Source organism: Acetobacter vaccinii (genome assembly GCF_008365315.1).
Lineage (GTDB): Bacteria > Pseudomonadota > Alphaproteobacteria > Acetobacterales > Acetobacteraceae > Acetobacter > Acetobacter vaccinii.
Genome location: NZ_CP043506.1, coordinates 1,622,433 through 1,647,034, shown reverse-complemented (window position 1 = coordinate 1,647,034; position 24,602 = coordinate 1,622,433). Strand labels below are relative to the sequence as shown.

Below are 24,602 nucleotides of genomic sequence, written 5' to 3'. Positions count from 1 at the left end.
GCTGTTCCACCTTCTCATGCTTCAACCACCCATTCGCCCTGGCGCATCAGGGGGGTATGGCTGCCGTCGGCTGTAACGGCGTCAACATCAACCTGGCCCGAACCGATCATCCAGTCGATATGGATCATGCTGGTATTGGCCCCACGGGCGGCAAGGCTGGCCTCGTCCTGCCCCTCGGTATCGCGCATACACTTGGTATAGGCCTGCCCCAGAGCAATATGGCTCGCGGCGTTTTCATCAAACAATGTGTTCTGGAACAGGATACCACTGCGTGAAATGGGGGAGGAATGGGGCACCAGTGCCACCTCTCCCAAACGACAGGACCCTTCGTCCGTATCCAGCACACGGGCTAGCACGTCCTGCCCTTTTGTGGCCTGCATATCCACAATCCGGCCAGCCTCAAACCGCACGTGGATACCGTCAATCAATGTCCCCTGATGGGATAGCGGCTTGGTGCTGGAGACATGCCCCTCCACCTTGAGGCGGTGGGGCGTGGTAAACACTTCCTCGGTCGGGATATTGGGGTTGCAGACAACACCATTGCCCGCCTTTTCGGCCCCGGCGGCCCAGTCGTGCCCGTCAGCCAGCCCCACTGTCAGGTCGGTTCCGGGGCCGGTAAAGTGCAGGGCCGCGTAGCGGGCATCGTTCAGGAACGTGGCGCGACGGTGCAGGATGGCGTTATGGGTTGCCCATTCTGCCACAGGGTCTGGCCCTGTCAGGCGGGAAACCGCAAAAATGGCGCGCCAGAGTTCTTCCAGCGCCTGCTGGGGCGGCAGGTGCGGAAACACCTGCTGTGCCCACTCCGGCGTTGCTGCTGCGACAATGCACCAGTTGATATCAAAATTCGTGATAATTTCCATGGCAGGACGGTTGACGATGGACGCCGCCTTGCTGGCGCGGGAGACATGGTCAGGCTTCTGCCCGGCCAGAAGAGCCGGGTTGCCACCAGTAATGGCCATGCGGGCCGCACCTTCGCGAAAACCGTCGGCCATCCCTTTGGCCAGCCAGCCTGCGGCGGTGTCAAACGTGTCCTCCGCCCCATACTGGTAACGGGCCAGAGTGGTCTGGTCATCGGAATAAAAGGTTGTGACCAGCGACGCACCGGCCCGGTAGGCATGCTCTGTCACCCGCCGCACCAGCGGCACCGCATGCAACGGAGCTGTCAGAATGACCTGCTGGCCCGGCAGCACGTTCAGCCCCGTGCGAACCGCAACCTCCCCCAGCCGATCCAGCATGGCCGCAAATTCGTCCGACGCAAGATACCCTGTGGTATGATGCGTGCTTTCTCCTGTCATGGTTGGTCCGGCCTTTCATGCCCTTTGGGGCAATGGTTCTTCCTTATCCCGTAAGGGGATACCGAAGTGCCGCGCCAGTCAACACACGACAGACAGGAAGGCAGGACTAAGGCGTGCCCTCCTGCGGCAGTAGCTCCGGCGTCAAGGTGGAGGGGAGGTACAAAGGGTGGCAGGGTCGCCCGGTGTTGCTGATCCTGAGCGCATGCACGGCAAAACCATGCTGCTGCAAAAGACGCAGCACCTCCGGCCCACGGGCACGCAGTTCACGATCATGGGGGGAACCATAGGCCGCCACAATCAGCCCGGCCTCCCCCGCCATGGCCAGCAGGGCGGCATCATTCTCTGGTCCGACCGGGTCGGGCGTTTCCAGCAATCGCTTCTGGTCGGTGCAACGATAGGCGAAGGTATTCCCCACCAGCATGCCCCCATACCCCCAGGCCCGCGCATACCGCTGACATTTGGCCACCGTGCGGTCATCCCCGTCCTCGGTCGCGACCGAAGGGTTCATCATCAGCCACATCATGACAGGGCCGGAGGGGTCCCACACGCGGCGCAGCGTGTAACGGTAGCACCGGTCAGCCCCCCCGTAGGTGGCGGAGCTGACAACATCTCCCCCCAGTTTCAACGGACGGGAATCGCCAACATGGTGCCCTTCAAACAGATCGTGCATGGTGCCCCCGCGCCGGATATATGCTGCCAAAACTCCAGCCCATGTAGGCGGCATGCGCCCAACAGGCAAATACCTGGCCCAGAACCACCACCCCACAATGCGAAAAGGCCGGGGCACATGGCCCCGGCCTTCCGATCTTGCCGCGCAAGGCAAGCCCTGCACACCCGGCTGTAACGTGGTTTCAGGCCCGGGCCTGCTCGGGAACACCGTGTGAAAAGGCCATCTGGCCCCACACCCGATCACATAACATCTTTACGATCGCCATGTCATTCAAAGCTGACAGGTCACCAAAATTCTCTATCTGCCCTTCTGCAATCTTGCGCAGCAGGCGGCGGACAATCTTGCCCGACCGGGTGCGCGGCAGGTCTGGCACCAGATAGACCGCCTCGGGCGCTGCATACCGCCCAAGCTGGGAGGCAATCAGCCGCGAGAGAGCCTGCTCTGTCACCTCACCCGCTGCATCCTTGCGGGGGATGACAAACACCACCAGCCCCTGCCCTTTGACCGGATGCGGCACACCAACGGCTGCGGATTCCACAATACGGTGGTCTTCCGCCAGCACTTCTTCCACCTCCGCCGTACCAAGCCGGTGGCCCGCGATGTTGATGACATCGTCCATACGGCCGGTAATCCAGTAATATCCATCGCTATCACGCTTGGCACCATCACCGGTGAAATAACGCCCCGGCGCCATGGTGAAGTAGGTCTGGCGGAAACGCTCGTGATCCCCCCAGATCGTGCGGGCCTGTCCCGGCCAGGAACGGCTGATGCACAATGCACCTTCCCCCGGCCCGGTCACAGCACCACCCTGCTGGTCGATCAGTGTCATTTCCACCCCCGGCAGGGGCATGGTGGCGGAGCCGGGTTTGAGGGCCTGCACACCCGGCATTGGTCCCAGCACGATACCGGCTGTTTCCGTCTGCCACCACGTATCCACCACCGGGCAGCGCTTGTTGCCCACAACGTCATGATACCATTGCCAGGCATCCGGGCTGATCGGCTCGCCCGCAACGCCCAGAAGCCGGAGAGAGCGGAGGTCGCGTTTCTTCACCACCTCGTCACCCTCCGCCATCATCGTCCGCACAGCGGTCGGGGCGGTGAAGAGCATGGTCACCTTGTACTGGTCCACCAGATCCCACCAGCGGCCGGGATACGGATGTGTGGGCAGGCTGTCGGAAATCATGGTGGTGCCACCGTTTGCAAGCGGCCCATACACCACGGATGTGTGCCCCGTAATCCACGCCACATCCGCCGTGCACCACAGCACATCACCCGGCTGATGGGTATAGACCATGCCCATGGTATAAGCCGCCCACACAATATACCCGCCACACGCATGCACAATAGCTTTGGGTTTGCCGGTGCTGCCTGAGGTATAGAGCAGGAACAGAGGGTCCTCCGCGTTCATCAGAACAGGCACGAAATCAGCCTCGAATTCATCCACAAAGTCATGATAATTGTAGTCACGGCCAGGCAACATCAGAACAGGGTCGTCCGATGTGCTGACAACCAGAACGGAATGCACACTGCTGGCACTGCCCGCCTTGCGCAGGGCTTCGTCAATCGTTTCCTTAAATGGCACCAGCTTGGCCCCACGGCGGGCCACGTTGGCGGTAATAACGGCAACAGTCCCACTGTCCACCAGACGTTCGGCAATGCCTTCAGCCGAAAAACCACCAAACAGAACCACATGCACCGCACCAATACGGGCGCAGGCCAGCATGGCCACCACAGCCTCGGACACCATGGGCAGGCAGATGGCCACACGCTGTCCTTTTTCCACCCCCAGATGGGTCAGCGCATTGGCCAGGCGGCAAACACGCTCGTGCAGCATGCTGTAGGTGATTTTTTCCGAAGCCTGCCGCCCTTCCCTATGGCTGATCAGCGCAACCTGATCACCCCGGTCTGTCAGATACCGGTCGATGCAACAGACAGACACATTCAACTGCCCGTCCTCAAACCACCGGATTGAGACATCACCTTCAAAACTACCTGTAAAAGCCTGCGTAGGTTTGCGGTGCCAGTAAACGCGCCTTGCCTGTTCCAGCCAGAAACCATCAGGATCACGCTGGGCGCGTGCCCGCATGGTGTCGAGCTGGTGGGGCGTCATAATAGCCGGATACCCGGCATAGGTGCTGGCCGGGATGACTGTGGTGTGAGACATGATTCCGTTTCCCTGGTTTTTTTGTTTTTGTCCGGGACAGAAAAATTCAGGCTGCGTCGCGGTCAGACTTGCCAATATGCGGCAAAACTGTCGCCACTATGCCCGCATCGAGAGACTCGTAGTCATAATAACGCAATGTCTTGTAAAGTTCATCCCTTGTTTGCATCTGGTCAAGCAAATCCCAGGTGCCACCCGTGCGGGCAATGGTTTTATACAACGTATCCTGCGCCTTGTTGGCCGCACGCAGGGAGCTGACCGGCCAGATGATCATGGAATATCCCATCTGCTCAAACTGGCTGGCGGTAAAATACGGCGTCCGCCCAAACTCGGTCATGTTTGCCAGTAGGGGCACATCCGGAAGGCGGGATGCAAACTCCCTGAACATAGCTTCCGACGTCAGGGCTTCCGGGAAAATGGCATCCGCCCCGGCCTGATGATAAAGCCGTGCTCGGGCCACAGCACCATCTATCCCTTCCGAGCCTGCGGCATCGGTCCGGGCGATAATGACCATATCCCGCCGTGCCCGCGCGGCTGCGGCCACTTTCTGGGCCATATCCTGCGGGGATGCCAGCTTCTTGTCGTTCAGATGCCCGCATTTCTTGGGCAGGATCTGGTCCTCAATATGCACGGCGGCAGCCCCTGCATCTTCAAACGCCCGCACCATGTTCATGACATTGAGGGTCTCACCATAGCCCGTGTCACCATCAACCAACAGCGGCAGGCCGGAGGAGCGGACAATCTGACGGATGAAGAAGCAGACTTCCTCCACCGTGATAATGCCCAGATCAGGCAGGCCCATACTGGCGGTCATGGCTGCACCGGACAGGTACAGCGCCTCAAACCCGTTATCCCGCGCCTGCAGGGCCGCCTGACCGTTATGTGCCCCCGGAAGCTGGAGAATACCTTTGCCAGCCAGCAGTTCCCTGAAGCGTTGCCCCGCAGGCCGCGTGGGCAGGTCTTTACCAACCAGATAGGTCATGCCGCGCACTCCAGTCCATCACGCTCACACAGAGACACAAAAGGCCGCACATCGGGGCCGACATAATTGGCGGACGGGCGAATGATTTTGCCATCCTGCCGCTGTTCGATCACATGTGCACACCAGCCTGTGACACGCGCAATAACAAACACAGGCGTGAACATGGCCGTGGGAATACCCATGGCATTGTAGGAAACAGCACTGAACCAATCGAGATTAGGGAACATCTTTTTCTGTTCGTCCATAATCCGCTCGATCCGCTCTGCCACCGTGTAAAGGCGGGTGTTGCCGTTACGGCGGGACAGGGTGCGAGCGGTTTCCTTGATGATGTCACTCCGCGGGTCGGCAATGGTGTAAACCGGGTGGCCGAACCCGATAATGACTTCCTTTTCCGCCAGCCTGCGGCGGATATCCGCTTCTGCCTCGTCCGCCGTGTGGTAACGCTGCTGGATATCCAGCGCCACCTCGTTCGCACCACCATGCTTGGGCCCGCGCAAGGCCCCCACAGCCGCCGTAATGGCGGAATACATGTCCGACCCGGTGCCAGCCACCACGCGGGATGTAAACGTGGAGGCATTGAACTCATGCTCGGCATACAGGATCAGGGAGGTGTGCATAGCCTGCACCCACTCGTCCGACGGAGTGCCACCGTGCAGCAGATGCAAAAAATGCCCGCCCGTGCTGTCATCATCCGTCTGGACTTCAATCCGGCGACCGTGGTTGGAGTAGTGGTACCAATACAGGAGCATGGACCCCAGGGACGCCACAAGCCTGTCCGCAATGTCACGCGCGCCTGCCATGGGGCAGTCACTACGCTCTGGCAGCGCGCAACCCAGCAGGGATACTGCTGTGCGCATGACATCCATCGGGTGTGTCGCAGCAGGCAGGCGTTCAAGCGCTGCACGGACAATGTCGGGAATACCCCGCATGCCTTGCAGGTGGCGGCGATAGCTGGCCAGTTCCGCACTGTTGGGCAGGTAGCCGTGAATTAACAGATGCGCGACTTCCTCAAACGTGCAGGCGCGCGCCAGATCACGGATATCGTAGCCCCGGTAATGCAGGTCATTCCCGCTATGCCCGACTGTGCTTAGTGCCGTGTTGCCTGCGACTGTTCCCGACAGAGCAACGGACTTTTTGGGTTTTTTATGGAGTTCTGTTGTCACCGTTCTGCTCCCGTATTGGCGTTCAGAGCATATTTGTCAGGAAGTCAGCGCCGCAGCCCTGGTGGATGCGCCCACCATGGCCTGAGCCTGCCCGAAGTTGAAAATCCCTTCCGCCGTATTCTGCCGCAGGTCCTGCGCGGGGATGAGGATTTCCAGCTGGGAAAGTTCCCCCGCCTTAAGATCGGGCAGACGCTGCACGACATCGAGAAAACGCTCGATCTCGCGCTCAGGCACAACACCTTCCGCCAGCATGCGGAACTTGCGGATATAGTCCGCCCGCACCCAAGGCGTAGCCCCCAGCGTATGGGCGTTGGCGACTGCCAGTTCGTCCTCCAGCACACGGCCATCCTTCATGCGGATGATAATGCGGCCACCAAAGGCTTTGCGGTTGGGATCGGTCTCGTGGTACCGCGCCGTCCATTCCGGCTTTTCGATCGTGTGAATTTTCTGCCACAGGCGCACGGTATCAGGGCGGCGGGCACGTTCTGGCGCGTAGGAATGCACCTGATGCCAGCAGCCATCCTGCAAGGCCACAGCCACGATATACATAATCGAATGGTCCAGCGTCTCGCGCGAGGCCTGGGGATCAAACTTCTGCGGGTCGTTGGAGCCTGTGCCAATCACATAATGGGTGTGGTGGCTGGTTTCGATCAGGATATCCGCGACATCATCCCAGTTGCTGACCTGCTTGCCCATGCGGAAGGCAAGGTCGATCAGGGCCTGGCTCTGATATTCGGCTGAGTGCTCCTTGGTGTAGGATGACAGAATGGCGCGCTTGGCCTCACCCGCTTCTGGCAGCGGCACTTTGTAGGCTGCATCCTTACCGTCCAGCATCCAGGCAATAACGCCATCTTCCCCTTCGTAAATCGGGGTGGGAGATGTCTCGCCCATCATGGCGCGATCTACCGCCTCCACCGCCATTTTGCCTGCATGCGCCGGGGCATAGGCTTTCCAGGAGGAAATTTCCCCCTTGCGGCTCTGCCGGGTCGCGGTTGTAACATGCAGTGCCTGACCAATAGCCTGATAAACGACTTCAGGCGGCAGGCGCAGCAGGGTGCCAATCCCCGCGGCAACAGACGGGCCAAGATGCGCCACATGGTCAATCTTGTGCTTGTGCAGGCAAATGGCACGGGCCAGATCAATCTGGATTTCATAACCCGTGGCAATACCGCGCACCAGTTCCGCCCCGCTGCGGCGACACTGCTGGGCTACTGCCAGAATACCGGGAATATTGTCACCGGGGTGCGAATATTCCGCGGCCAGGAAGGTATCGTGGTAATCCAGTTCGCGCACAGCCGTGCCATTGGCCCAGGCTGCCCATTCGGCATGCACGCGCACATCCGGCCCCATGCCAAACAGCGTTGCACCATCAGCGCGCTGGTGCGCCAGAGCTTCCGCCCGGGCACTCATGACCGGATGGCGGTTGACCGAGGCTACAGCCACAGCAGCGTTGTCGATCAGGCGGTTGATGATCATGTCTGTCACGGTGTCTTCCACCGCAACGGGGTCAGTCGCGACCTGGGCGATCTTCCATGCCAGTTGGTCCGCCCGTGGCAGGCGATCACTTTCCGGATGTACTCGAACGTCATGGTACTGCATGGATATGCCCCTGCTCTGCTATGAATTATGAGCAGACTGTCGCAGACTGTCGTAGGAAACAGGAGTGCGATAAGAGTAGAAAGAGGCGAAGGGGTTTTCCCTGTTTGCAAAGTTTGCGAAGTCGTGACCCATGGCCAGAACAAAGACCAAACTTTTTGCCGGACCCAGACTACGCCAGCTCCGCCAGCGCGAGAGCCTGACACAGGCTGCACTGGCAGACATGCTTGAGATCTCGCTCAGCTACCTGAACCAGATCGAGCGTGACCACCGGCCCATGCCCCACCACCTGTTGCAAACACTGTGCGAGCGCTTTTCCCTCAGCCCCGCCTGGTTCAATGACACGCGTGAGGCCAGAGCCGTGCAGGCCATGCGCGAGACGATGGCAGACCCCATTTTCAAGGACAGTCCGCTCTCCCTTTCAAAAATGGCTGATTTTGCAAGAAGCAGTCCAGAACTCTGCGAAGCCTTTCTGACCCTCTACAGCGCCTATGCCTTTGACCGTGAGCGTATGGAGAGTGAGAAAAACCCAGCCCCACAGCTTGAACCCTACGAAACTGTTGGCAACTGGGTGCAGGAGCATGACAACTACTTCCATACTCTGGACTGTGCCGCCGAGCAGTTTTACGAAACCCTGAACCCGCAGGACGGGGCACTGGCCCCAGCCCTTGCCACCCACCTGCAAGACCAACATGGCCTGGCCATTGCCTTTGACCCGGATATGGAGGCCCGCGGCCTTGTCTGGCGCGTGGACTACCGGACACGCCGTATTCTGCTCTCACACAACCAGCCGCCTGAGAGCACCCTGTTCTATCTGGCACAAATTATAGGGCAGCTTGAACATGGGCAGCTTATGGCCAGTATCCTACGCCGGGAAGGACCAAAGGAAAATAACGCCATTGCGCTGGCCCGCGTCTATTTAGGCAATTACTTTGCAGGTGCACTCCTTCTGCCTTACACTCGTTTTTTAAAAACAGCAGAACAGACACGCTACGACATTGACTGCCTGCGTAGACATTTTGGTGTCAGCTTTGAGCAGGTCAGCCACCGGCTCAGCACCATGCAGCGCCCTGGGTCTGAGGGCATCCCATTTTATTTTCTCAAACTGGATATTGCTGGAAATATTCTTAAAAGTTTTTCTGCCAACAGGTTTTCACAAGCGCGGTTTGGCGGCCCTTGTCCCTTGTGGAATGTCTTTCGGGCCTTTGCTACACCGGGGCAAATTCAGGTCCAGCTTTCCCAGACCATGGATGATGCCATTTACCTTAACATTGCGCGCACAGTCAGCCGTGACGGCCTGACTTATGCTGACAGGCCACGACAGATTGCCATTGTGCTGGGGTGCCGCATTGCCGATGGTCGCCGGACTGTTTACGCAGCAGGGCTGAATCTGGAAGATCATCATCTCGTCGTGCCCATTGGGCCAGGCTGCCGCGCCTGCGAGCGGGATAACTGTAGCCACCGCTCCCTCCCCGTTTCCGGCCGTGCTTTGGATACAGGCAATGATGCACGTGGGGTTGTACCCTACCGTGCGCTCCCTGAAAAACATGCAAAATAACAAGGATACTTATACAAGCACGCCCCACCACACCATTCTGGCGGACATGGGGAACTTTAAAGACTGGCACAAAGGCCGCACCCGCTACTGTGTGTGGATGTACCGGCTTGATGATGAGGCTATAAGACAAAAGCTGACACATCTGGCTGCGGCCATCAGCACGGCCCTGGGCACCGCCCCTATCCATCATTTTCATGTCACTCTGTTCGCCAGTGGCTTTCTGTCCACCAGCATCCGCTATAACGACGACATAACGCCCGACACCATCGGCCGCCAGATTGACGCAGCAAAGGCACTCCCCCACACACAGCCACGCCTTGTCATGACCGGGCTGGAGGCTAATGCCTACGGTATTTTTATAACTCTTGAAGACCAGAGTGCGACAACTGACCAAATCCGCAGCACTCTAGCGCACATCTCTGGGGAAGTGCCACGTGACAGCTTTATGCCGCACATTACCCTTGGCAGCTATTTACAGGCACATCCTCTAGCGCAGGTGCAGGCCATACTCAAAACCCTGCCTGTTCCCGACTTTCCCATGCCCATATCCCACTGCCATCTGGAACTGGTCACACTGGACGCCACGACACCCCTACGCCCGGATATCGGCCTTTGTCGGGATAACTTTACAACTCTTTATAGCGTCCAGAACGAGCAATAATCCCGCAGCCCTACCGTAGAAGGTGCGGCTTAAAGCCGTTCTTAGAGAGCAGATGTTGGCACATCCTGCCCGATAAGGGCTGGTGGATGGCGGAATTCCATTACCAGTTCCAAATCATAATGGGCGGCCAGCGCATCGGTGGCCGTGCGCGATGCTGCATGCACGCGATAACGGCAGAGAATTTCAGGCAGAAAACCGGGTTCAAACCCATGGTCTATAAATTTCAGCCAGAAATCGTAATCTTCCCATCCGTTTTCAATATGGCTGAACCCACCCACCTGTTCCCAAACACTTTTGCGGACAAGCGCCATGACATCCACATAATTGTTTTTACGCATCCGCACAGGGTCCCACAAATCTGCATGACCGATGCCTGCACGCCCCTCAAACTCTTCCAACTGTGAATATATAGCAGGAAATTTCCCGCCTTTGAGGGCTGCATAGAGTTTTTCCAGAGCCGTTGGATACAGAATATTGTCAGCATCCATAATAAAAACATGCTCGGATAAAGCATGATGGAACGCCATGTTGCGGCTAAATGACGGCCCCTGATTACGGCTGTTGGACAGGCAACGCAGGCTGTAAAATCGTGTCCTGTTTTTTTCCATCCAGGCGGTCATGACTGACAAGGCCTGCTCCTGCACAGAGCAATCATCGACCAGAACAATTTCCAGATCATGGTGTGTCTGGGCGGCAATGCTCTCCAGACATTCTTCAACCACATCTACGTAATTAAAATGTGTCAGGCATATGCTGATCAGGTTGGCAGGCTTACGTGTACGTTTCCTGTAGGAAAAAACCGTTTCCGGCACGGGGTCCCACTGCTTGACAACACTCATTGCCGGGCACTCCAGACCATGGACACATACTGCCGCAGACTGTTCCTGCTGGCACCAACATGCTGCTGGTCCTGCAAAAGGGTAAAGATGTTCGCCTGTATCTGCTCTGCTTTTTCCTGACCATCTGGTGAATGGACAAGCCACTCCACGAGATTAGGAATATGGCGTGGTACCTCTGCCAGAAAATGCTCACCTTCCCGATACAGGGGATGGGGGAAACACTCCTCCGTAACCACGATTGTGCCTGATACCAGACCGTGCAGGACAATGCGGTGCCACTCGAAAAAACAGGAGTCATCCCTATGGATATTCAGGGTTATTTTTGAGTTCTCGGCTACATATCGGGGCATGCGTGACAGAATATCGTAACGCCCATGACCGGGGATCGGCCCTTCCGCCTTACGATAATAGAAAAAGCACTGATAGGCCGAAAAGAACGCGGCAGACTTGGCAAAAAAACGTTCGCGCTTGCGTGAGGCGTTGCCAAAGAAACTAACATCAATAGACCGCTCCGCAAACGGCCGGAAAGGGGTTGACCCCTCCCGCGCAGCACGGGGCAGGACGCGGAACAACGGATGTTTCCTGTCCTCCTCCTTCAACTGGCTACCAGTCATGGAGACAGGTGGATCAAAATGAAAAACCGGCAAACCAACCTGAGAAAATCCCTCAAGGTTCTGATAACACAGGTCCATGACCCCGGCTGACATCAGAATATACAAGACACCCCGCGTAAACCACACAGTTTGCGGTTGCTCGGTATTGAACATGATGGATTGACGGATGATCTCATCACGCTTCCATGTGGCATTACCATCCAGAAAAAAGAACTCATGCGGCGCGCAGAAAATGCACAGATCAGGGGCATCCTCTGCGGGGGTTTTCTCTGTCATGACCTGAGCATTCAGCCCACTGTCACGGAGATACTGGGTCAGGCAGGCGGCAAGTTCGGCAATAAACGAATTGCCGCAGGAGTGATAAAAAACCCCCACACTGCTTGGGCTGGCATGGCTTTCGGTATTGTCGTTTTCCTGTTCGGGAAAAACCTTCTGGCACTGTTCGCCCAGAAACCGGACAATGGCACGCTTGGAAAAAACCTCCCGCCCTTCCCCGATGCCATACAACAGCGCATGGCGCAGGACCGGAATATGCGCGGACACAATGTCACTGTTCATCCGCTTGTAATCCTCTTCATCAAAAAAAGGATATTTTTTAAATCTGCGGAATGCCTTGGTGATGGATTCGTAGGAATACTCCTGTAAAAGTCCTTTTTCAAAAAAAAACAAGGAATTATTATTGCGAATATAATGGGCAAAAGGGTTTTCATCCTGCCCGATCGCGTTCCTGTAAAGGCGGCAGTAAATATCGGTGTTGAAATTCTCGTTCGGGTTACGGCTTTCTGCGGCTCCGTACAAAACATAATGCACGATGGGGTCCAGGCCAGAATGCTGGATATCCGGATTTTCCTGAAAATAGAAATCTGGGTTAAATCCCCCAGACTCCCCTATTGTTTTGATGTCTTTCTTGTTCCATGCCGTCAACGTAACCATTGCGTCTTCCACTAGCGGTACATAAGAAAGAAAAAATTAATCTCTACCGGCTTATGCTCAGCCCATGCACTGCACCTGTCCACGGCAACACCTTAAGCATGGTCAAGCATAGGCCTGAAATATTTAAATTTATCTAAAACAATACCATGCAGCACACCCCGATGACTGGTGCCCGCTGCACCACACGGGGGACAGGATATGGATCACCACGTTTTCCGGAAGTCGCCCGATGCACTCCCACACTGATCAGTCTCCGCTTTCCTCCGACCAGTTCCTGTTCCCGCCTGATCTGGAGCGCACACCCGCCCCCATCCACCGTGTTCTGCTCGTGGGATCATGTCTGACGGCGCTGTATATGGAACAGTTTGGCCTGCGTTACCCCGATATCCGGTTTGATTATCTCGCCTATAATTTTGTCAGTGTTCTACCCGAAAGCCCCCCTGCCCCTGTGGCGGAGTATGACTTTCAATACGTGCAGATCCCCCTGCGCACAGTCCTGAGTGACCGGGTTGTGGCTGGGCATAACCTGAATGACCCGGCACAGGCGCAGGCCATCCTGCATGACGCACTGAGCACTCTGGATATGATGCTGGAAAGCGCGCTGCGTTATAACCGCAGCAACGGATTGCTAACTTTTGTCGCCAATTTTATTGCCCCGCAGCAAAGCACCGCCCCAAGCCTTGCCGGGCAAGGCGAAGCGGGTGATCTGGCCGCCATAGTCCGCCACCTGAACCAGCACCTGACCAACAAGATCAACGAATACAGCAACGCCTATGTGCTGGATACAGACAGTGTTGCCTCCAGCATTGGCAAGCGTTACGTGCTGGATGACATGATCTACTTCCACAGTCACAACGCTGTGGCCTATCAGGACTGGGACGACTTTGGCCGCGTAGCCCGCAATGAACCCATCCCCCCGCTGGACGGCATCCTGCCCCTGAAGCGAGATGAGTTTATAGCCTCAATTTTCCGCCAGATTGTGTCGGCTTTTCGTACTGTGCGCCAGATTGATCAGGTCAAGGCCGTTGTCTTCGACCTGGATAATACCCTGTGGCGAGGGCAGATTGCTGAGCATTATCGCCCCGACAGCCAACCCTGGCCCCGTACCGATGGCTGGCCTCTGGGCGTGTGGGAGGCCATTCACGCCCTGCGCGCACGCGGCATACTGGTGGCTGTATGCTCCAAGAATGATGAAGCCTATGTGCGCGAACACTGGCAGGATGTTGTGAACCCTGCCTTCATCAGTCTGGATGATTTTGCATCCATCAAGATCAACTGGCGGCCCAAGGCGGAAAACATTAGTGCCATCTGTGCAGAATTCAGCCTGCGGCCCAAGAATGTTGTTTTTGTAGATGATAACCCCGTAGAGCGCGCAAGCGTAGTGGCCGCCCTGCCCGACATCCGCGCCATTGGCGGCAACCCTTACATGACACGCCGCATTCTGCTCTGGTCGGCGGAAACACGACTGGCCCATCTGACACAGGAATCTGCCAAGCGAGAGGATATGGTGCGTGGCCAGATGGCGCGGGAAAAAACCCGCACCACCATGAACCGGGAGGATTTTTTAGCCTCACTCAACTGTTCAGCTTCTGTCACCTATATCGACAACCCGGCACACCCTGAGGTCGCCCGTGCGCTGGAGCTGACAAACCGCACAAACCAGTTCAATACATCCGGAAAACGCTGGAGCTTTCAGGAACTCAGCACATTTTTGACTGAGGGCGGCAGAATTGCCACTGTCCGGGTTACTGACAGGTTTACGGAATATGGGCTTGTTGCCGTGCTCTATTTTTACAAGCATGACATTGTCCAATATGTCATGAGTTGCCGGGTGCTTGGCATGGATGTGGAGGAAAGCATTATAGCCACAGCCATTGCCCACATACGCGCAACTGACGACACACAACGCGTTACGGCTTCTGTCCACGACCTGTCGGACAACACGCCCTGCCGCGATGTTTACACCCGCTGTGGTTTTTATGAAGACTGGTTTAGCGACGGTGTCCACTACTACATTCTGGACACACACAGCGCCGTTGAATCCCCTGCCCATGTGCAGGTCACGCAGACTGCCTGAGCCTGCATCAAAAAATACCGCCTTGTGAAAAAGGCGGTATTCAAAATCTTTTATTATTTTGTCAGGGCATTTTTATGGACAGGCAGCCGGTAGCACCTGTCCACATCACAACCTACCCTTACCAGGTGGGTGTTGGGCCTTTGACAATGCTGGCCAGATCATCAGGCCGCATCCAGTGTTGGAAGGCCTTTTGCACCTCGGCCCCGGTTGCGCCATAATAAGCATGGGCAGCCCGGTCTGCATTGTCCAGCGGCAGCCCCAGATCGGACAGATAGAGGTATTGTGAGGCAATCCTGTCCAGGCTGGCGCGTTGCAGCGGGATGCTCCGCAGCAGCGATGCTTTGGCCAGAGCCAGTTCCTCGGCAGAAGGCGGGGCAAGCTGCATGGCTTTAATGTCATGCAGGGCCGCATTGCGTGCCTTGCCCACCTTGTCGGGGTCTGCGCCAAAGTTGACACTATACATGCCGCGTGTGCGACCCCATTCAAACGCACTCCCTACGGAATAGACATACCCGGTCTTGACCCGCAGATCACGATACAGGCGGGAGGAGAACAGCCCTCCGCCCAGCACTTCATTGCCCAGTTGCAGCAAGAAGTGGTCGGGCTGGGCTGGTGTCAGGCCAAGGGTTTCCGCCAGAACAACCTCGTCCTGCACGCTGCTTTTATCCGGCACGACCGCACGGGACGCCCGGCTGAGCGGCACGGCTGGCAAGGTAATATCGGGTGTCGGGCCTTCAGCTTTCCAGCCTCCAAATTCCTTTTCAATAACCGCACGAGCCTTCTCAGGGGTAATATCGCCGGTTACGACAATGGTTGTCAGGTCAGGCCGCCAGGCTTGCTGGTAGTAATGGCGGACATCCTCGTGCGATACTTTCATAATGCTCTGCGGCGTTGCTTCACGCAGGGCCGGGTCATTGGCTGGCAGGATAGCCGCCTTGACCGCACGGCTGAACAGATGCCCGGGGGAGGCCAGTTCCCCCGCCTGAGCCTGAGCCGACTGCACCCGCACAACGGCAAAATCCTTTTCAGGGAAAGCCGGGTGCAGTTCATTCTCCGCCAGTAGCGCCACACCTTTTTCAAAATCCGGGGTCAGAACACGCAGGGAAAAACCACTCCCTGCACTTTCCCACGCCGGAATGTCATCCAGTGCTTTCTGGAAGGCCAGACGATCATGCGTGGTGGTGCCGTAAGAGAACAGGGCTTCGGTAATATCGCTTACCCCATCCTGCCCCTTGGGCTGCTGGAGGGAGGGGGTCTGCCGTACCTGCCCGGCAAGCTGAATGGTATGGCTGACGTGCGATGGCCATACAACAAGTGTCAGCCCATTGGGTAATGTGCTGGTCGCGGGCATGGGGGTGGGTTTTGGTTCCTCCAGCCGGGCCAGAGCCTTGTCTGCCCATTCAGGCAGGGCCACGGGCTTGTCAGGTGCTGTGGCAAAGCTTTCTGCCCCGCCAAAGCCTTTGCCCGATACAGGCTGGCCCGATGTTTCCGGTGTCAGCACGGCGGAAACAGCATGGGCGGGGTCCAGCAGGCGGGCAGCCAGTTGGTTGACCTGTTCTGGAGTAACCGCCTGATAGGCCGCAACCATATCACCGGGGGAACTCAGGTTCTGGAACGCCAGAGCATTCGACCACAAGGATGCCAGGCCGCTGACCGAGTTAGCTGCAAACTGCAACTGGGCAATTTCACGCTTTTTGGCAGCTTCTACCAGATCGGCAGGCACACCCTGTTTACGCAGCGTTTCCAGCACACCGCGTATATCCTGCATGGCCTTTGCAGAATCTCCCCCTTTGGGGAAAGCCGCCAGAGCCAGACCAAAACCGGCTTCCTTCTTGGGCGCATATTCAAACCCAGCAAACAGAGCTTTCCCCTGTGGCACCAGGTCATACAACGCGCCCCGCTGGCTGGACAGCACATCGGACAGGATATCCGCCACTGCAAAATCCTTAGCGGAATAGCCCGGCATGGGGAAGGCTAATGTGGCAAACCCGACAGGGTAATCCGTGGTCAGGGACAGCGTCCGGGCGGGTGGTGGCACAGGAGCCACGGCCTGACGTGCAGGCAGGGTGCGGGCGGGAATACTGTCAAACGTATCCTGCACCAGTTGCAGCGCCTTTACCGGGTCAACATCCCCGGCGATGATCAGGATGGCATTGTTGGGGGCGTACCATTTTTTATAAAACGCCCGCAGGTCGGCGGCTGTTGTCTTGTCAAAAGATGGCCGGGTGCCCAGGGCATCATGCTCATACGGCGTGCCTGCAAACAGGATAGCCTGCAACTGCTCCAGATAGCGATAGGCAGGGCTGGACAGGTCACGCGCCACTTCCTGCTCGATCGCGCCACGTTCTTTCTGCCAGTCAGCCTCGGACAGGGTCAGCCCGTTCATCCGCAGGGCTTCGATCTTCAGCAGTACGGGGAGGTCATCGGCCTGGGCTGTGTAGAAATACTGCGTGACATCCTCAGTCGTATCCGCGTTGTAGCTGCCACCCAGACGGGTGCCAATGGCAGCAAGCTGGTCCTTGTCCAACCCCTTGCTGCCACGGAACATCATGTGTTCCAGCGCATGGGCCGTGCCGGGAAAGCCTTTGGGGGCTTCTGCCGAGCCCACCAGATAATTGATTTCCGTCGTCACCACAGGGGCCAGCCGATCGGGCACAATTACAACCCGCAGACCGTTGGCCAGCTTGGCGCGCACGACCTGAGCACTGCTCAGAGCTGCTGGTACCAAGGCGGAATAGGTCGGCGCTTCCACCCCTTGAGCGTGGGCGCGCAATGGCGAGAGAGCAGTCGCCCCCAGAATGGCCATGCTTGCGGCGCACAGGGACATCCGCCTGCAGGCGTTGGAGACGATACGGTTTGTCATGAAGGCTCCTGTTCGTAAAAACGCACGGACTACAGCTGGCACTCAGCCACGGTTGCTGGACAAGGTCAGCTTTTTGGCCACCGCCGACAGCCGATGCCGCAGCAGTTCCGAGCGGGCAACGCCGTCCTGTGTCATGTAATTAAGCTGGATTGTATAACGCTGCCCCACAAAACGCCGGTGCCCATGCCAGGCGGTCGGACCGTTCTGAAAAACCAGCAGGGTGCCGTCCACGGGCTGCACCTCGCGCACGTAATCTTCAATATCATGCGGGCCACGCAGCACCCGCAGGCACCCTTCCTGCTGCTGCCATGTCGGGCCAGACGGGTTTAGGTACAGCAGCGCCGTCACGCGCTTGGCGACGGAATCGGTATGGATCCGGCCATCCTTATCCCGCGTGCGGCCACGCACTGTCAGCATGGTTGGGGCGTCTGCCAGGTCCATGCCAAGTTTGAGGGCAATCAGATCACGCAGTTTCTGGCCCTCCATCTCCTGCAACAGGCCACCAAACAGGGGGGAGACCCGTAGGGATGTCGGGGGGAACGACCCCCCTGAGGGAATATCCGGCAGGCTTTCAAACAGGCGTGGCAGTTCCCCCGGTGGGATAAAATGCGGCACCACCATGTGCAAAAAAGGATCGGTCTCCACAGTGGCAGAGGCCAGAGCCTCGTAATCCGGCCGGATAGGGGAGTCTGACACGCTCATGCCTTCAATACCCACAGCAAATAGACAATGCCCCAAACGGTAGAAGGGTTGTCAGACGGAAACAAGACCTAGCCCGCAGCCTTGCGCCGCCGCCCCTTACCGCCCTTGGGGTCGTACCCGCCCCCGCCCGGTCCCAGTGGCCGGGGCACCTGCTCCTCCCGCCCACGGCGGCGCATGGGCTGCCTGCCTGCGGCCGAGGTGGCAACGGGGGGCGGTTCCAGCCCCAGTTGCAGGGCTTCGAGCCGTTTGATTTCATCCCGCAGGCGGCCTGCGGTTTCAAACTCCAGCTCCGCTGCGGCTTCGCGCATGCGCTTTTCCAGCCCGGCGATGGCCGCCCCCAGATCCTTGCCGACAAAGTCGGTCACGCCCATGTCCTGATCAGGCGCGACAGTCACGTAATCCTGCTCGAACACGGAGGACACAATATCGCTGATCTGCTTGCGCACGCTCTGGGGCGTAATGCCGTGGGCCTCGTTCCAGGCAACCTGCTTTTCACGCCTGCGGGCGGTTTCCTCAATGGCAAAGGCCAGAGAGTCCGTCATTTTATCCGCATAGAGCAGCACGCGACCTTCCACATTCCGGGCAGCGCGGCCAATGGTCTGGATCAGGGATGTGCGCGAGCGTAGAAAACCCTCCTTGTCCGCATCCAGAATGGCAACCAGTGAACATTCGGGAATATCCAGCCCCTCACGCAGCAGGTTGATCCCGATCAGCACATCAAACGCCCCGATCCGCAGGTCGCGGATAATTTCGATCCGTTCCAGCGTATCCACATCCGAATGCAGGTAACGCACACGTATGCCTGCCTCGTTCATATAATCGGTCAGGTCTTCGGCCATGCGCTTGGTCAGGGTCGTGACCAGAACACGCCCGCCCTTGCCGATAGTGGTCCGGCATTCAGCCAGCAGGTCGTCAACCTGATGCTCAACGGGGCGGACAATCGTGACCGGGTCGATCAGCCCCGTCGGGCGAATAACCTGTTCGGCAAAAACACCTCCCGTCCGTTCCATTTCCCACGGGCCGGGGGTCGCGCTGACAAAAATTGTCTGGGGGCGGAACGTATCCCACTCCGCAAAATTCAGCGGCCTGTTGTCCAGGCAGGAGGGCAGGCGAAACCCGAATTCTGACAAGATGGATTTGCGCGCGTGGTCTCCGCGCTCCATGCCGCCAATCTGCGGGACTGTGACGTGGCTTTCATCAACAATCAGCAGCGCATCCTGCGGCAGGTATTCAAACAGGGTTGGCGGCGGATCGCCCGGTTTACGGCCGGACAGATAGCGGGAGTAATTTTCAATCCCTTTACAGACACCCGTTGTCTCAAGCATTTCCAGATCAAAGGTGGTGCGCTGATCCAGTCGTTCAGCCTCCAGCAGCTTGGTCGCTGCGGTAAACTGGGCCAGTTGCTCGCGCAGCTCCTGCTTGATGCCAATAATGGCCTGATTAAGCGTCGGCCGTGGCGTAACGTAATGGCTGTTGGCGTAGATGGTTATTTCCTGAAGGTCGGCTGTTTTTTCACCCGTCAGGGGGTCAAACTCCACAATGCCATCGACCTCGTCCCCAAAAAGGGAAACACGCCAGGCTCTATCCTCGTTTTGAACGGGGAAAATATCGACAGTCTCACCCCGCACACGAAAAGCCCCGCGTGCAAAAGCGGCGTCATTCCGGCGGTACTGCAGTTCAACCAGGCTTTTTATCAGCTTATCCCGATCAATCTGCCCCCCCAGTTCCAGCTTGACCACCATGCGGGAATACGTCTCGACCGAGCCAATACCGTAAATACAAGAGACCGAGGCCACGATAATAACATCGTTACGCTCCAACAGCGCCTGTGTGGCCGCATGGCGCATACGGTCGATCTGCTCGTTAATCTGGCTATCTTTTTCGATATAGGTGTCCGACCGGGGCACATAGGCTTCGGGCTGGTAATAGTCGTAGTAGCTGACAAAATATTCCACAGCGTTATTGGGGAAAAACTGTTTCATTTCCCCATAAAGCTGGGCGGCCAGTGTTTTGTTGGGTGCAAGAATGAGCGTGGGTTTCTGCGTAGCTTCGATCACCTTGGCCATGCTGAAGGTCTTGCCAGAGCCCGTCACGCCAAGCAGCACCTGATCACGCTCTCCAGCCTCCACACCGCGCACCAGTTCAGCAATAGCCTGGGGCTGGTCGCCTGCGGGATCGTATTCCGACACAACCTCCATCCGCCGCAGACGCGGCCGAGGGGACTGCTGTTCTGGCACAAAGGTTACAGCGGGCAGGCTGGCCGCCCGCTCGCTCAGAGACCCACGTTTGCGCCCACGCGCGGCGGAAGAAGACGTTTTTGAAGCACCCATACCCCCAAAATGGGCCAGCCCCGAAGCCCATGCAAGAGCACCCCTTACTTGAGGCTATGAAAAAGAAGGCGCGACAACGGTGTGTGCGACAACACAATCACCACCAGTCCGGCCAGAATGACAGCACGACTGCCAAACCATGTGCCCAGACGCCACAGCTCGTCCTTGGTAGCCATGTCCATAAACGGGTCCAGGCCGACGGGTGTTGCCCTCTGCCGACGGTAATGGGCCAGAGCCTCCGCCGTCAGCCCGGCCTGCTCAAACTGGGTTGCGCTATACTGGTCCAGCTCCTCCCGACGGAACAGGCGGGCAGCGCCTCTGGGCCGAACCTGTCTGGGGCCGCCCCCCCAAGGCCACCAACAGCCGCAACCTGCGCCGGGGCATGCCCAGATACAATGCTGCGTCCTGCGCGTTCAGCAAATGCTGGCGTGGAAACAGGCTTACGGTGGCACTCTGCCCCGGTTGCCCCGTCATGACCCCCGCCCCCATGCAGCAAGAGCAATGCCACATGGATGCTGGGCCAGCAAACCCCGGAATTGACAGGCCAATAGCGCACTCCTTCCCGCCTGGGTGGATCAGCCCATTGAACATGCCTGCCCGTCGTGCTGGCAAACCCCATGATTGCAGGGGAGGATTGACCTCTCATCAGCCCACCCCCATCCTCCGCGGCATGACCCATAGCCCTGCCCTGCCCCGTGTCGGAGTCCTGTCCATTGTCCGGCGGGATGCCAGTTTCCTGCTTGTGCGCCGCGCCAAAGCCCCGGATGCCGGGTTATGGGGCTTTCCCGGTGGCAAGGTTGAAGCAGGGGAAACCCTGCTGGACGCCGCCCAGCGTGAATTGCTGGAAGAAACAGCTCTGACCAGCCACGCCACCACCATTCTGCCCTGTTTTGACAGCCTGCATTACGCCGCCGATGGCTCACTGGCCTTTCATTATGTGATTGTGCCTGTCCGCTGTGTGGAGCCTGATGGCCCCACACAACAGGCCCACGCGGGGGATGATGCGCTGGAAGCACGCTGGTTCAGTCTGGAAGACATCAGCCATCTTGGCGCACGGGCCAGCAAGCGGCTGTACAGTCTAAGCCGCCGGATCATCCACGACGAAGCCCCCGACCTGCTGCCCACCCAGACTACTGCGCCCTGATGGGGCCAAAATAGCCGCCAGCCGTGTGCGATAGTCCTGCGGGCTGTGCTCGCGCTGGATACGCTCGCGGGCATTGTCACGCACGCGGTGCCACACGGCGCTGTCATTATAAAGCTGTGCCACACACTGTGCGAACGCCTGCGGATCGGATGCAGCCGCACACAAGAGATCCTGCCCCGGTGTCCAGCCGACCTGTCGGGCCAGCAGGTCTGTTACCACACTGGGTAAACCATGGGCGGCGGCCTCGTGCAGTTTAAAGGGAATACCCGCAGCATAACGGGTCGGGGCTATAAAAACCCGGTGCCGGTCGTAAACCGGCCCAACCTGATCAACCCGCCCCAACACTGTGATGGCGGGGTTTTGGCGAAAGGCCGACAGGTCCACATCCGGCCCGACATAACCGCATATGCTCACCCGCACACCCTCTGGCAGCAGGGGAGCCAACAGTGGCAACACCTCCGCCACAAACCAGCGGAGTGAGTCCATGTTGGGGGACTGCTCATCATGCAACGCCCCCAGAAACAGAATATCCTGCCGTGCGGCCCAGCCGGGTTGCCCGCCACGAACACGCTGCTGGTGACCAAGAACAGAGATGTTCTGAAAACCACTCTCTTTCAAAACATCTTTTTCATAGTCAGCTACAGCCACAAGCTGATCCACCATGAACAGATGCCGCAGTTCATGCCGCAGAGCCTCAGCCTCTGACTGTTCGCCCGCCTGCCCATACAGGACACGCCGCGCGTACTCCCTGGGGGTGGCAATGGCCTCCGTATCCAGCACTATGGTGCACCCTGCCAGTGTATCAGCGCAGTTTTGCAGTATCGGGGCCAGACGATCAATATTATGGGTGCGGGCAATCCATAGCGTGTCATAATATCCGGCGCGGTCCTTCAGAAACTCCTCCAGCCCTGCCATATCCCGCCCATGCATGATCTCCACTCGGTCTGGGAATGCCCTGCAGACTTCATCGCGTGTGTCATCCGATATGAAAACAGGATAAATCGTGACCTGATAGCCAAGCTCCACCATGGCATGCACAATATCGTTGGAGCGGGCAAAGCCTGCCCCCAGAAAGCGACAGGGCATTCTGTCCTCCACAAACAGAATATGCCCCCGCACCCCGGCGCATGAACGGGCCCGAATGGTCATGCGGTCATTCTTCAGGCTCTTGCTGCGGAGATACGCCGCATGCGTCGTGCGGAACAGAACCTGATTACGGGCAATCATGGATGCCCCGCTAATCAGGCCCGATGTCCCATATTCATAATGCATGATGACAATGGCAGGATCATAAACAACATCCAGCCCCATGGCATGCACCCGCAGGCACAGGTCTGTATCCTCAAAATACGCAGGAGCGTAGCGCGTATCAAACCCACCCAGTTGCCGCAGCGCATCGGTCCGCACCGCCAGAAATGCCCCGGCGCAATAATCAACCGAGCGCACAAAATTGGCCTCTGGCACACCAGGGTGCTGGTCACGCAAATACCCCTGCACGGAACCGTCACGCCAGACAATGCTGCCTGCCTCCTGCAAGAGCCCGTTGGTGCGGATCAGCTTACCCCCCACAGCTCCTGTGCCGGGTTCAGACTGAAAGCGGGCAAGCATATTGGCAATGGCACCGGGCAGAAGTTCGGTATCGTTATTCAGATACAGCGTAATAGGGGAGGATACTTTCTCAAGCGCTGCATTACAGCCCAGCAGAAACCCGATATTCCCGTCAAATCGTACGATATCAAGCCCACGCACATATTTTTCTATCTGTCGTATGCCGTCAGTTGAGCCGGAATCGACAAGAATAACCTGAATACCCCCAGCATAATTAGCCCGTAACGACGACAGCGCCACCAGTGTCATGGCAAACAGGTTGTGGGCGACCATAATCACGCTCAGGTCCGGGCTCCCGGTTGAAAAATCCAGTCTGTCAGCCAGAATTAACGGCGCCTTGATCCGACACATTTCCTGATAGAGCGCCCTGGCGACGCCTTCGCTCTCCTGTAAAAATGTATGGTCCTGCGTTGGTTTTCCGCCATGGAGCACGTAATGAGCAAAAATATCGCGACAGCCCCCCTGCTCCAGATCCTGCCGCACACTGGTATGGTGGCTATAAGCCTCCAGATCAACGCTGGCCGAGGGGCGGCGTAATTCTTTAAGGCCGAATGTCAGAAAATGCTCATACGCATTTCTAAAACGCCCATCCGCCAAAGCCTCTGCGACATCGCAGTTCACACTGGCATAGAATGCTTCAGAGAAAATCGCGTTCGGATTATAATGTGTAGGCGTTTCATTCGCCAGATAATGGTGCAGGGCGCACCGCCATACCCCCCCGGCAATCTGCTGTGCGACATCTGGGTATGCCTGCACATACCAAGCGGGATCAAAATAGACAGATAAAGGCGATCCAGCCTGCCTTTGGGGTGCCACCATGCTGACATAGGCGCTGTAAGGCCCAAGCTGCCCTTGCCGTTCCACACCGCTGGCAAGGGCCAGTGTGGGGTCAAAAAACCACGACCCGGCAAGGCATTGCCCATCCCCCACCCGTAGGTAATGGTCATACCCGTTGCGATAGTCATGATGCCCGCCACTGGCCTGCCCTGCCAGGGGGCGGGCATAAAACTGCTCATCAAACAGCCAGTGTGGGTTATGGGTCAGTAAGCCAGTGGTGCAGTAATGGTCAAAGCCACTGGCATGCAGGCCTGCCACAACCGCACTGGCAACATGCGGATAGCGGGTCAGGTACCAGTCTTCATCAAAATAGGGGTTGGGGGAGTGTCGCAGCACCGTGCCGTGGGCTGTATAAAAAGCCTCGCAGTCTTGCGGCCCTGCAACCCCCAGCACAGTCAGAACATCCTGATACCGTTTGAAGTACCAGGCGGCATCAAAAACCGTCCAGTCCTGTTGTCCGCCTGAAAGCATGTACACGCCCTGCCATAATAGCCTTGGCAGAAAAAGTCCCATAAAAAGCTTAAACGATTATTGACGCCCCGCCTGTCAAACCACTCCGGCAAACAGCA

The 24,602-nt window shown here is 57.8% G+C and carries 17 protein-coding genes; 4 read left to right on the top strand and 13 right to left on the bottom strand.

The window, feature by feature from the left end:
- Window positions 1-14: 14 nt before the first annotated feature.
- From FLP30_RS07410 to FLP30_RS07385, 6 genes are all read right to left on the bottom strand, one after another.
- Window positions 15-1,295, bottom strand: coding sequence for an aminopeptidase (locus FLP30_RS07410; protein WP_149279248.1), 1,281 nt, complete (start codon window positions 1,293-1,295; stop codon window positions 15-17).
- Window positions 1,296-1,401: 106 nt separating this feature from the next.
- On the bottom strand, window positions 1,402-1,965 hold the full coding sequence (locus FLP30_RS07405; protein ID WP_149279247.1) for a DUF1643 domain-containing protein: 564 nt from the start codon (window positions 1,963-1,965) through the stop codon (window positions 1,402-1,404).
- Window positions 1,966-2,146: 181 nt separating this feature from the next.
- A complete protein-coding gene (gene acs / locus FLP30_RS07400; RefSeq protein ID WP_149279246.1) occupies window positions 2,147-4,129 on the bottom strand; it encodes an acetate--CoA ligase in 1,983 nt (660 codons plus the stop codon).
- A gap of 46 nt (window positions 4,130-4,175) precedes the next feature.
- Window positions 4,176-5,108, bottom strand: a complete 933-nt coding sequence (gene prpB, locus FLP30_RS07395) for a methylisocitrate lyase (protein WP_149279245.1) — start codon at window positions 5,106-5,108, stop codon at window positions 4,176-4,178.
- Complete coding sequence (gene prpC / locus FLP30_RS07390) at window positions 5,105-6,271, bottom strand: bifunctional 2-methylcitrate synthase/citrate synthase (protein ID WP_149279244.1); 1,167 nt, start codon at window positions 6,269-6,271, stop codon at window positions 5,105-5,107. The genes prpB and prpC overlap by 4 nt, the downstream gene beginning before the upstream one ends.
- Before the next feature lie 36 nt (window positions 6,272-6,307).
- Window positions 6,308-7,870, bottom strand: coding sequence for an MmgE/PrpD family protein (locus tag FLP30_RS07385; RefSeq protein WP_149279243.1), 1,563 nt, complete (start codon window positions 7,868-7,870; stop codon window positions 6,308-6,310).
- A 130-nt stretch (window positions 7,871-8,000) separates the two neighbouring features.
- On the opposite strand from FLP30_RS07385, the gene FLP30_RS07380 reads away from it, so the two are divergent.
- Together FLP30_RS07380 and FLP30_RS07375 are read left to right on the top strand one after the other, a co-directional pair.
- Window positions 8,001-9,425 (top strand): helix-turn-helix domain-containing protein, encoded by a 1,425-nt coding sequence (locus FLP30_RS07380; RefSeq protein WP_149279242.1) that lies wholly within the window; start codon window positions 8,001-8,003, stop codon window positions 9,423-9,425.
- The gene (locus FLP30_RS07375) at window positions 9,415-10,086 is read left to right on the top strand and encodes a 2'-5' RNA ligase family protein (RefSeq protein WP_149279241.1); all 672 of its coding nucleotides are present in this window, start codon (window positions 9,415-9,417) and stop codon (window positions 10,084-10,086) included. Before FLP30_RS07380 ends, FLP30_RS07375 begins: the two co-directional genes overlap by 11 nt.
- A gap of 41 nt (window positions 10,087-10,127) precedes the next feature.
- Here FLP30_RS07375 and FLP30_RS07370 read toward each other — a convergent pair whose 3' ends face one another.
- Together FLP30_RS07370 and FLP30_RS07365 are read right to left on the bottom strand one after the other, a co-directional pair.
- The gene (locus FLP30_RS07370; RefSeq protein WP_149279240.1) at window positions 10,128-10,925 is read right to left on the bottom strand and encodes a glycosyltransferase family 2 protein; all 798 of its coding nucleotides are present in this window, start codon (window positions 10,923-10,925) and stop codon (window positions 10,128-10,130) included.
- Window positions 10,922-12,472, bottom strand: a complete 1,551-nt coding sequence (locus FLP30_RS07365; RefSeq protein ID WP_149279239.1) for a CgeB family protein — start codon at window positions 12,470-12,472, stop codon at window positions 10,922-10,924. Before FLP30_RS07365 ends, FLP30_RS07370 begins: the two co-directional genes overlap by 4 nt.
- 229 nt (window positions 12,473-12,701) lie before the next feature.
- Between FLP30_RS07365 and FLP30_RS07360 the strand changes: the two genes are divergently transcribed.
- The gene (locus tag FLP30_RS07360; RefSeq protein ID WP_149279238.1) at window positions 12,702-14,549 is read left to right on the top strand and encodes an HAD-IIIC family phosphatase; all 1,848 of its coding nucleotides are present in this window, start codon (window positions 12,702-12,704) and stop codon (window positions 14,547-14,549) included.
- A gap of 118 nt (window positions 14,550-14,667) precedes the next feature.
- Here FLP30_RS07360 and FLP30_RS07355 read toward each other — a convergent pair whose 3' ends face one another.
- From FLP30_RS07355 to FLP30_RS14240, 4 genes are all read right to left on the bottom strand, one after another.
- Window positions 14,668-17,412, bottom strand: coding sequence for a M16 family metallopeptidase (locus tag FLP30_RS07355; RefSeq protein WP_149279237.1), 2,745 nt, complete (start codon window positions 17,410-17,412; stop codon window positions 14,668-14,670).
- Window positions 17,413-17,454: 42 nt separating this feature from the next.
- Window positions 17,455-18,114, bottom strand: a complete 660-nt coding sequence (locus FLP30_RS07350) for a 2OG-Fe(II) oxygenase family protein (protein WP_149279236.1) — start codon at window positions 18,112-18,114, stop codon at window positions 17,455-17,457.
- 68 nt (window positions 18,115-18,182) lie between these two features.
- Complete coding sequence (gene uvrB / locus FLP30_RS07345; protein WP_149279235.1) at window positions 18,183-20,444, bottom strand: excinuclease ABC subunit UvrB; 2,262 nt, start codon at window positions 20,442-20,444, stop codon at window positions 18,183-18,185.
- Window positions 20,445-20,488: 44 nt separating this feature from the next.
- On the bottom strand, window positions 20,489-20,626 hold the full coding sequence (locus FLP30_RS14240; protein ID WP_246856459.1) for a hypothetical protein: 138 nt from the start codon (window positions 20,624-20,626) through the stop codon (window positions 20,489-20,491).
- Window positions 20,627-21,114: 488 nt separating this feature from the next.
- Here FLP30_RS14240 and FLP30_RS07335 point away from each other — a divergent pair, with 488 nt between their 5' ends.
- Entirely contained in the window at window positions 21,115-21,588 is a 474-nt protein-coding gene (locus FLP30_RS07335; RefSeq protein ID WP_149280284.1) for an NUDIX hydrolase, read from the top strand.
- Here FLP30_RS07335 and FLP30_RS07330 read toward each other — a convergent pair.
- Complete coding sequence (locus FLP30_RS07330; RefSeq protein WP_246856458.1) at window positions 21,523-24,504, bottom strand: glycosyltransferase; 2,982 nt, start codon at window positions 24,502-24,504, stop codon at window positions 21,523-21,525. The two genes, FLP30_RS07335 and FLP30_RS07330, sit on opposite strands and share 66 nt — an antisense overlap.
- Between the last annotated feature and the right edge of the window lie 98 nt (window positions 24,505-24,602).

Bases quoted from the DNA above. Each gene is read 5' to 3' on its own strand.
- FLP30_RS07360 (WP_149279238.1), top strand. From the start codon at position 12,702: ATGCACTCCCACACTGATCAGTCTCCGCTTTCCTCCGACCAGTTCCTG.
- FLP30_RS07370 (WP_149279240.1), bottom strand. From the start codon at position 10,925: ATGAGTGTTGTCAAGCAGTGGGACCCCGTGCCGGAAACGGTTTTTTCC.
- FLP30_RS07330 (WP_246856458.1), bottom strand. From the start codon at position 24,504: ATGCTTTCAGGCGGACAACAGGACTGGACGGTTTTTGATGCCGCCTGG.
- FLP30_RS07355 (WP_149279237.1), bottom strand. From the start codon at position 17,412: ATGACAAACCGTATCGTCTCCAACGCCTGCAGGCGGATGTCCCTGTGC.
- FLP30_RS07335 (WP_149280284.1), top strand. From the start codon at position 21,115: ATGACCCATAGCCCTGCCCTGCCCCGTGTCGGAGTCCTGTCCATTGTC.
- FLP30_RS07380 (WP_149279242.1), top strand. From the start codon at position 8,001: ATGGCCAGAACAAAGACCAAACTTTTTGCCGGACCCAGACTACGCCAG.
- prpB (WP_149279245.1), bottom strand. From the start codon at position 5,108: ATGACCTATCTGGTTGGTAAAGACCTGCCCACGCGGCCTGCGGGGCAA.
- uvrB (WP_149279235.1), bottom strand. From the start codon at position 20,444: ATGGGTGCTTCAAAAACGTCTTCTTCCGCCGCGCGTGGGCGCAAACGT.
- FLP30_RS07375 (WP_149279241.1), top strand. From the start codon at position 9,415: ATGCAAAATAACAAGGATACTTATACAAGCACGCCCCACCACACCATT.
- FLP30_RS07405 (WP_149279247.1), bottom strand. From the start codon at position 1,965: ATGCACGATCTGTTTGAAGGGCACCATGTTGGCGATTCCCGTCCGTTG.
- FLP30_RS07410 (WP_149279248.1), bottom strand. From the start codon at position 1,295: ATGACAGGAGAAAGCACGCATCATACCACAGGGTATCTTGCGTCGGAC.
- acs (WP_149279246.1), bottom strand. From the start codon at position 4,129: ATGTCTCACACCACAGTCATCCCGGCCAGCACCTATGCCGGGTATCCG.
- FLP30_RS07385 (WP_149279243.1), bottom strand. From the start codon at position 7,870: ATGCAGTACCATGACGTTCGAGTACATCCGGAAAGTGATCGCCTGCCA.
- FLP30_RS14240 (WP_246856459.1), bottom strand. From the start codon at position 20,626: ATGGACATGGCTACCAAGGACGAGCTGTGGCGTCTGGGCACATGGTTT.
- FLP30_RS07365 (WP_149279239.1), bottom strand. From the start codon at position 12,472: ATGGTTACGTTGACGGCATGGAACAAGAAAGACATCAAAACAATAGGG.
- FLP30_RS07350 (WP_149279236.1), bottom strand. From the start codon at position 18,114: ATGAGCGTGTCAGACTCCCCTATCCGGCCGGATTACGAGGCTCTGGCC.